The following is an 8,510-nucleotide window of genomic DNA, read 5'->3' as shown; positions in this document are numbered from 1 at the left end:
ACTAGATCAGTTACAGCAAAAGGTAGAGGAAGTGTTAAAGGCACAAAGTCAAGGTCAATTTAACCAGGAAATCGATAAAGCTTATTCTGACATCAAACCTACCTTAGATAAAATCAAAGTTGAAATGAAATAAAAGTCCTCGTTAATTTAACATTTTCCTTTTTCTATAAACGTTCAAGCATATTTTTTAGTAATTGATAGAAATCACTTACAGTTGATATATCAACTTTTTCATCAGGTGAATGTGCATCTTTTATCGTAGGACCGATTGAAACCATATCCATTTGTGGATACTTATCTGCAATTGCACCACATTCTAAGCCTGCATGTATCGCTTTGATACTTGCTTGCTGTTGGCATAAAGCAAAATAACTTTCTTTGGCAATTTCAAGTATCCTAGAGCTCATATCTGGTTTCCAGCCAGGAGAAAGCTGTGATTTTTCAAAATCAGCGCCATTTTGCTTTGCATTACGTTCAATACCTTGCATAAAAGTTGAAATACCTAAATTATTATCACTGCGGGCATAAATCGTAATTATAAGTTTATTATCTTTTAGTTTGATTGAAGACAAATTATTTGAACTCTCTACTAAGTTTGACATAGCTGAACTCATTGCCAATACACCTGAGTGAATCACTGATAATAAATTTATAAGTTTATCTTTTAGTACAAAGCTAAAACATGATTTTTGTCGAGTCGTTGCTTTTATTTGCAAGTTAAAATTTGGCTCACTTTTCTGATAAATTGCTTTCCATAACTGAAAATAATTATTTACTCTAGTTTTAAACTTTATTTCATCTTGAGGCTGACAAGAAATAACGGCTTTTGCTTCTCTTGGAATCGCGTTTGGTAAATTACCTGCATCTATATGACTGATGTTAAATTCAATAGCTTGATCTAAATCATTTAATAATAAACTTAAAAATTTTGCTGCATTAATTCTTGGTTTATCAATATCTAAACCTGAATGACCACCTTTTAAGCCACTTATGATAAGCTCAAAGCTAATAAATTCTTCGCTTTGAGTTACTTCATCTAGAGCAAAAGTTAATTTAGCTGATTGAGAACCTGCGCAGCCAACGTAAATATCGCCCCAACTTTCCGTATCTAAGTTAATCATCGTTTTTGCAGTTAATATATCTTTACTGAGGTTATTCGCTCCAACTAAACCTCGTTCTTCTGAAGCGGTTATTAAGAGTTCAAGTGCAGGGCGTTTAATATTTTTTTCTGTTGAAACAGCCATTGCAGCAGCAATACCTAAGCCATTATCAGCACCTAAGGTTGTTCCTTTTGCCTTAAGCCAACCATTACAAAGTTCCAATTGCAAACTGTCATTTAAAAAATCAAACTCTATATCTGCATTTTTTTCACAAACCATGTCTTTATGTACTTGTAATACAACAGTAGGATGAGATTCATAACCTTTACTTGCTGGTACAAATATAACAATATTATCTGCATCATCTAGTTTGTAACTAAATCCTTGTTCAACCGCCCAATTTAACAAATAAGCTTTAATTTTTTCTTCATGAAAAGTTGGTCTTGGAATTTGCGTTATTTCTATAAAGTATTGCCAAATTTTTTCACTTTTTAATGCCTTTAAATCCATTTTTTGTATCATCTCCAATTGCTCAGTCATATATTCTCTCCATATAAATATTACAAAATAATGTGATAGATTTTAACAGATAAACTTATTCAAAAAAAGCGCCATAACTATTCGAATATTTTGTCATTTAATCTAAAATAATTTTGGTAACCTCTACAAAACTAGTGCCCGATTCATTAAATGTGTCATGATGTATAATCCATCATGGTAATTGATATAACTGGTGGTTATTATTTTTATAGTATCAAGGATCATTTTAAATAATCGGGTACTAGGTATCTAGCTATGGACGTTTAGTTGGGGTATTTATAGCTTTTCAACAAAATAAAATTAAGGTAAAACACTTATGATATTAAAAAGAATAATACAGTCATTCCTTTTTGCTTCTTTATTAATAAGCATTAGCTTCTTTGTAACAAATTGCACTAAACAAACTAAAGAAATAGAAAAACCTAATTTTCAACATATTACTGATATAAAAGTACGTAAACAATCGTTTATTGACTACATGTTGCCCTTTATTTACCAAGTACAAAAGACTGTACTCAATCAACGAAAATCACTTGAAAAGATCCAAATAAAATTAAATCAAAACCAATCACTCTCTAAGCCAGAAACAAAGTTTATAACTGATTTATGCCAGCAATATAAAGTTGACTTTAATCAAAGTAATTTATTACAAGTAGTGAATGACTTATTAACTAAAGTCAATACGATTCCAATAAGCATGGTATTAGCTCAATCTGCTTTGGAAACAGGATGGGGGACTTCTCGTTTTTCCGTTGAGGGTAATAATTATTTTGGACAACATTGTTTTACGCAAGGCTGTGGTATTGTGCCAAAACAAAGAGCAACTGGTGCAATTAATGAAGTACAAACCTTCGATTCTCCGCTTGGTAGCGTTCAATCATACTTTAATTTATTAAATACAGGGAGTAAATTTGAAGAATTTAGAAAATTACGTGCTCAATTAACCGCGCAAGGCAAAGATTTGACAGGTAAATATTTGGTTAAAACACTTGTTCACTATTCTGAATTAAAAAATAACGAGTATGAGAATAGATTGCTTGCAACTATGGATTGTAATAATTTATATCAGTACAACTAAAATACTGGTTTAGCCTACATCTCGGCACACACATCATTTGTTACCGCTGCTTCCTTCCGGATCTGACGGGGTTCACAAACTAGCGTCGCAAGAGGACCAAACCAGCGGGATTATTATTCATTTTTTTATTCTAATTAGCAAGTGAAAAATTTCCATTATTAACTGCTTAAGGTATTTGATGTTTAATGGGTTTAACCTAAAAATATAAAGATAGGACCATTTAGTTTTTTGATAAATTTCCACAGGCTGTTTTATCCTTTATGTTTTCATGTGGAAACATTATACATCGTAATTTTTATTTTTTTACCCTTAAAGGTTTTTTATTTGTTATCCTCATTTTTTACTTTTATTTATTCTTTCTATTCTTTTTAAAGTGATTTTTATATTTTGTTTTTTCTGTTATTAGATTGTGGATATTTGTGGATAAATAATTAAAAACCCTTTATTTGACGGTTTTTAAGTTGTGTGTAACTTTGTGAATAAAGTTGTTAAGATCCTTGTTGTTTTATGTTGATAACTTTATTTTTTTAACTCTATGTTTTTTTCCACAATTTTATCCAAAGGGATATAAACAAGGTTATATACAAAGACATCCACACCGTAATTAACAAAAAACTCACATTGTTATCAACAAAGTTATCCACAGGTATTTACGTGAACGATTGCATGTTGTTAGCGCTTTGATATAATCCCAAAACTAAAGTTAAATTCTAAATGATTTTTTTTGGGCATGAGTGAAAAATCACCCAAAAACCTTGATTTTAAAGGAAAAAGCGTTGGATATGAGTATTTGGCAAGAGTGTTTAGATTATTTAAAAAACAGTTTATCTGAACAAGAATTCAGAATTTGGATCATGCCTTTAAAAGTAAACGATCAAGGTAATTTATTCACAGTTTATGCGCCAAATAACTACTTTTTAGGTTGGATAAAGACAAAATATCAAATTTTGATTGTAGATGCGTTGAAAAAACACAAAAAAAATGAGCTTTTAATAGTTGATTTTTCAGTTGAAACAGAAAAACGCTCATCACATGATGAATCTTTATCCACAACTAAGCATAATCTTTTTGAACCTTTTAAAAGCAGTGTAGGACCTCAAACCGATCTTTTTACAAAAAGTGCTTCTCCTGCACCTGTTGAAAAAGTTGAGTTTATAGAAGATAGCAAAGAAAAGTTAGTTGTTGATAAAGATAAAATTTCAGGTATCTCGAGTGAGCTTTATGGTTTTGATGAAGCTTTAGCCTTGCCAAAGGAACAACGAAGAGTTGATTTTGGTTCTCCTTTAAAAAAAGAATATAATTTTGATAATTTTGTCGTTGGTAAGGCTAATGAAGTTGCACGCGCTGCTGCAATGCAAGTTTCGATTAACCCTGGGCTTGCTTATAATCCTTTGTTTATTTATGGTGGGAGTGGGCTTGGCAAAACGCATTTAATGCATGCAATTGGTAATTATGTATTACATAACAACCCCACTGCAAAAGTGTTATACGTTACTTCTGAGCGTTTTGTCAAAGATTATGTTGATGCAGTACGTTTACATTCGGGTGATGAGTTTCAAAATTTTTATCGTTCAGTTGATGTTTTACTCGTAGATGATATTCAATTTATTGCTGGCAAGGCAGGATCTCAAGAAGAGTTTTTTCATACTTTTAATACTCTATTAGAAAATGGTAAGCAGGTGGTTTTATCTTGTGATAAATATCCGAAGGAAATCCCTAAGTTAGAAGAAAGGCTTGTTTCGCGATTTGGTTATGGTTTAACCGTGACAATTGATATTCCTGATTTAGAAACACGAAGTGCAATATTATTGCACAAATCAAGCCAATTTGGTCGTCCTATTGATCAAAATGTAGCACTTTTTATGGCAAAACACATTCGATCAAACGTGAGAGAATTGGAAGGTGCGTTAAGAAGAGTACTTAATTATGCACAGTTCAATAAAAAAGCAATTGATGAAAAGCTTGCTTATGAATGTTTGAAAGATGTGATTTCTATTCAAGAAAAAATTGTAAAAGTTGATAATATCCAAAGAGTTGTCGCTGATTATTATAATATTAAAATCACAGATTTACTTTCAAAGCAGAAGAGTCGAGACGTTGCAAGACCAAGACAAGTGGCGATGGCATTAGCAAAAGAGTTCACTAATCATAGTTTACCTGAAATTGGTAGCTTTTTTGGTGGAAGAGACCATACAACGGTTTTACACGCAGTCAGAACAATACAAAAACTGCTATTAAACAACGTTGATTTACAAGACGATTATCAAAATTTATCACGCAAGTTAGCTCATTAATTATTTTAAGTTTTATTTTAGGGGTATTTACTTATGATGAAATTCATACTTTCTCGAGATGCAATATTAAAACCATTGCAAGCATTGGTATCTGTTGCAGACAAAAAGCATACAATGCCTATTTTAAGTAGTGTTTTATTTAAAATAGAAGGTGGTAAGTTGCTTTTAAAAGCATCTGATTTGGAGACAGAAATCATTAGTCATGTTACTTTAAATCAGTCGTTTGAAGATGGGCAAATAGCTATTCCTGCAAAAAAGTTAAATGAGATTATTCGTAACCTACCAGACGGTGCAGAAATAGAAATTATTCAAGAAACAAATAATCGTGTACTTATTTGTTGTAATCGTAGCCGATTTAGTTTATCTACTTTAGGTGCAGAGACCTTCCCTACTATGAATGAAGATACTGGTCGAGCGATGTTTAAAATATCATTTGAGCAATTAATGACAACGATTAAACGAGTACAATTTGCCATGGCGAACAATGATGTGCGTTATTTTTTAAACGGTATGTTGTGGGAAGTTAATGGTGATAATTTTAGGACGGTTTCAACAGATGGACATAGAATGGCTAGCTCTGAAGCCATAATTGAAAATACTTACCTTGAAGGTGTTCAAATGATTGTCCCCAGAAAGGCAATACTTGAAATGCAAAGAACACTTTCTGCACCAGAAGATGCTGAAGTCGAAATTCAGATTGGTAAGAACTATTTCAGAGTAATATTGGCAGATATTCAATATACTTCAAAGCTGATCGAAGGGCGGTTTCCAGATTATACACGAGTTATTCCACCGAATAATACTAAGGTCTTGATTGCTAATAGAACACAGTTAAAACAAGCACTTATTCGTACAGCAATTTTGTCCAATGAAACATATCGTGGTGTGCGTTTAGAGCTTAAGCAAAATGAATTATTATTGTCTGCAAATAATCCAGAGCATGAAGAAGCTCAAGATCAACTTGAAGTTAAATATGAAGATAAGCCAATGGAAATTGGTTTTAATGTCAATTATTTGCTTGATATTGTTAATGTTTTGGATATTGAAGATATCAATTTTTACTTCGAAAATCCAGCGATGAGCGTTTTAATAAAAGATAGCAATAGTTGCAGTACATATGTTGTTAGTCCGATCAAATTATAATTTTATAAAATAACTGGTAAAAAATTATAAATTTTCTAGGATTTTATTACTTTACTTAGATATAAAACAGTTGGATACGTCATGCTAAAACGCCTGGTAATATTAGTTATTACGTTAATTGTAATTTTCTGGGGTGCATATTACTTGTTTGCACTCAAACCTAATGTAAAAAATACTTATTCCTTTGAGCATCAAGACATACACACAGAAAGTTTGTATCAAGCAGTAGGTAATTCAAATTACATTGCGCAAGGAAATACAATTGCTAAACATAAGGTATATGTAATTTTTGATCCAAACTGTAAATTCTGTCATGCTTTTTTTGAAGCTTCACAGAAGTTTATTCAAAATGATATGCTTGCCATTCGATGGGTACCTATTGGTATCATTAAACCTTCTAGCCCAACCAAGACTATGGCTATTTTAAGTGCTAAATCACCAATAGATGCGCTTAAAGAAAATGAAAACCAATTTGACTATAGCAAAGAAGAAGGCGGAATTAAGCCTGTAGCTGATCCAAATGATATGCAAATTGAACAGTTCAATCATAATATGAGAGTGTTAAAAGGGCTTATCAATTCAGTTCCTGTAATCGTTTATAAAAATGATTTAGGGTACGCTAGAATTAGCGGTGGAGCATTGCTGCCATTAGAGGCAAAAAGTAGCGCATTAGCGCAAAATGAGCAAAAAGTGGAGAATTTTATTAAACAAGTTAGTTCAGATTGGTAAGGATATGGTTATTTTTGCTATTTATGCTATTGTGTTAGCATTTTTTTGGATTAAAACACTTATTTCAACAACATCTAGTAATAATGAACAAGAAGTCAATAATTTTTTGACGTTGAAACATATGAAAATACGGCGATATAAACTATATGGATTGCTTTATATTATTACTTTATTTTATTTGGTTTCGATATCAATGATATCAGCTAGATTTATGCCTGAAGAAAAAAAAAGCTTTAGTAGTGTAGGGGAACAATTAAATCACGCCTGGCAAATTATGCTCAATTTTCCGTGGTGGTTGCAACTGTTGTTTTTTATTGCGCTTATATTTTTTATTGGAATGTTTGCATTACCATTAATCAACTGCGTAAAAAATAAGCTAAAAGGTATTTGATATGTTAGCTTATTATGTTGGTGTGATGTCTGGTACAAGTATGGATGCAATTGATTGTGTGGTTGTTCAATTTGAGTCTTCAGTATTTAAGTTAATAGCGGCACATAGCTTTTCCTATCCAAGTGAAATTAAATCAGCAATTAGGCAGATTTATCAAAATAATTATCATTTATCATTACATGAATTTGGTAGTTTAGATTATGAGTTGGGGCTTATATATGCAAACTGTATTAATGAGTTATTAAATCGTTATAAAATTGAAAAGGCTCAAATTAAAGCTGTTGGCTGTCATGGACAGACGGTTTACCACCATCCACACAAGGTCCCTAGATTCAGTATTCAATTAGGAAATGGTAATGTCATTGCTGCAAAAACGAATCTTGTTATTGTGAATGACTTTCGTAACAAAGATATGATTTTTGGTGGGCAAGGCGCACCTTTAGTACCAGTTTTTCACCAAACTTTTTTTAGTCATTCAATGATAAATAGAGTGATTTTAAACTTGGGTGGTATTGCTAATATTAGTTGTTTACATTCTCAAAAAACACTGATTGGATTTGACACAGGACCAGCCAACACTTTGATAGATCATTGGATATATCAACACAAAGGAAAAGCTTATGATCATAATGGAGAGTGGGGAAAAGGTGGACAGGTGTTATCAGATCTACTCAATAGAATGTTAGCTGATCCGTATTTTTCTAAACAAACACCCAAAAGTACGGGTTTGGAATATTTTAATTTATCTTGGTTGAAACAGTACTTAACAGGGAATGAAGAAGCGCAAGATGTTCAAGCAACGCTACATGTACTTAGTGCTAAAACAATTGCAGATGCAGTTTTAAATGTGCAACCTGATACTAAAGAGGTCTATGTTTGTGGTGGTGGTGTAGGCAATGACTATTTAATGGAATTATTAAAAGAATGTCTACCAGAAATATCCTTAACAGATATTTCCAGTTTAGGTGTAGATGGACAATGGATAGAAGCCATTGCATTTGCTTGGTTTGGATATTGTCACATCAATAGTAAAAAAATACCTTTTTCATTGTCAACAGGTGGTAGTGAAGATTGTTTGGTAGGGACGCTTCATCGAGTAAAATGAACGTTTTTCAAACACGATTAAACAAAATTAAAAAAAAGTTAAAAAAAGCGCTTGCGGGGAATTGATGTGTGTGTATAATGGCGACTCGTTGTCACTGAGAGTGTTTGGTGAGAGGGCTCTGGATAAGGGT

7 protein-coding genes and 1 other RNA gene are annotated in these 8,510 nt (G+C 32.2%); 6 read left to right on the top strand and 2 right to left on the bottom strand.

What is annotated here, in order from left to right:
- Positions 1-164: 164 nt before the first annotated feature.
- Positions 165-1,640 (bottom strand): beta-Ala-His dipeptidase, encoded by a 1,476-nt coding sequence (gene pepD, locus DNJ77_RS09585; protein WP_116964847.1) that lies wholly within the window; start codon positions 1,638-1,640, stop codon positions 165-167.
- A gap of 316 nt (positions 1,641-1,956) precedes the next feature.
- Here pepD and DNJ77_RS09580 point away from each other — a divergent pair, with 316 nt between their 5' ends.
- Positions 1,957-2,718, top strand: coding sequence for a glucosaminidase domain-containing protein (locus DNJ77_RS09580; RefSeq protein ID WP_116964846.1), 762 nt, complete (start codon positions 1,957-1,959; stop codon positions 2,716-2,718).
- A gap of 4 nt (positions 2,719-2,722) precedes the next feature.
- On the opposite strand, the gene ffs is transcribed toward DNJ77_RS09580, so the two are convergent.
- Positions 2,723-2,820: signal recognition particle sRNA small type (gene ffs / locus DNJ77_RS09575), an RNA gene on the bottom strand.
- A 680-nt stretch (positions 2,821-3,500) separates the two neighbouring features.
- Here ffs and dnaA point away from each other — a divergent pair.
- The 5 genes from dnaA (at position 3,501) to DNJ77_RS09550 (ending at position 8,380) form a co-directional block, all read left to right on the top strand.
- Positions 3,501-5,012, top strand: coding sequence for a chromosomal replication initiator protein DnaA (gene dnaA / locus DNJ77_RS09570; RefSeq protein ID WP_116964845.1), 1,512 nt, complete (start codon positions 3,501-3,503; stop codon positions 5,010-5,012).
- Positions 5,013-5,045: 33 nt separating this feature from the next.
- Positions 5,046-6,155 carry a DNA polymerase III subunit beta gene (gene dnaN / locus DNJ77_RS09565; RefSeq protein WP_116964844.1) on the top strand — a complete coding sequence of 370 codons (1,110 nt, stop codon included), beginning with the start codon at positions 5,046-5,048 and terminating at the stop codon, positions 6,153-6,155.
- An 81-nt stretch (positions 6,156-6,236) separates the two neighbouring features.
- Entirely contained in the window at positions 6,237-6,884 is a 648-nt protein-coding gene (locus tag DNJ77_RS09560; protein WP_116964843.1) for a hypothetical protein, read from the top strand.
- 4 nt (positions 6,885-6,888) lie between these two features.
- Entirely contained in the window at positions 6,889-7,275 is a 387-nt protein-coding gene (locus tag DNJ77_RS09555; protein WP_116964842.1) for a hypothetical protein, read from the top strand.
- A gap of 1 nt (position 7,276) precedes the next feature.
- Complete coding sequence (locus DNJ77_RS09550) at positions 7,277-8,380, top strand: anhydro-N-acetylmuramic acid kinase (protein WP_116964841.1); 1,104 nt, start codon at positions 7,277-7,279, stop codon at positions 8,378-8,380.
- Positions 8,381-8,510 lie beyond the last annotated feature (130 nt).

Source organism: Fastidiosibacter lacustris, assembly GCF_003428155.1.
In the GTDB taxonomy this organism is placed as follows: domain Bacteria; phylum Pseudomonadota; class Gammaproteobacteria; order Francisellales; family Francisellaceae; genus Caedibacter; species Caedibacter lacustris.
This window is presented reverse-complemented; position numbering and strand designations above follow the sequence as displayed.

Coding starts and splice junctions, on each gene's coding strand:
- pepD (WP_116964847.1), bottom strand. CDS start 1,640: ATGACTGAGCAATTGGAGATGATACAAAAAATGGATTTAAAGGCATTA.
- DNJ77_RS09580 (WP_116964846.1), top strand. CDS start 1,957: ATGATATTAAAAAGAATAATACAGTCATTCCTTTTTGCTTCTTTATTA.
- dnaA (WP_116964845.1), top strand. CDS start 3,501: ATGAGTATTTGGCAAGAGTGTTTAGATTATTTAAAAAACAGTTTATCT.
- dnaN (WP_116964844.1), top strand. CDS start 5,046: ATGATGAAATTCATACTTTCTCGAGATGCAATATTAAAACCATTGCAA.
- DNJ77_RS09560 (WP_116964843.1), top strand. CDS start 6,237: ATGCTAAAACGCCTGGTAATATTAGTTATTACGTTAATTGTAATTTTC.
- DNJ77_RS09555 (WP_116964842.1), top strand. CDS start 6,889: ATGGTTATTTTTGCTATTTATGCTATTGTGTTAGCATTTTTTTGGATT.
- DNJ77_RS09550 (WP_116964841.1), top strand. CDS start 7,277: ATGTTAGCTTATTATGTTGGTGTGATGTCTGGTACAAGTATGGATGCA.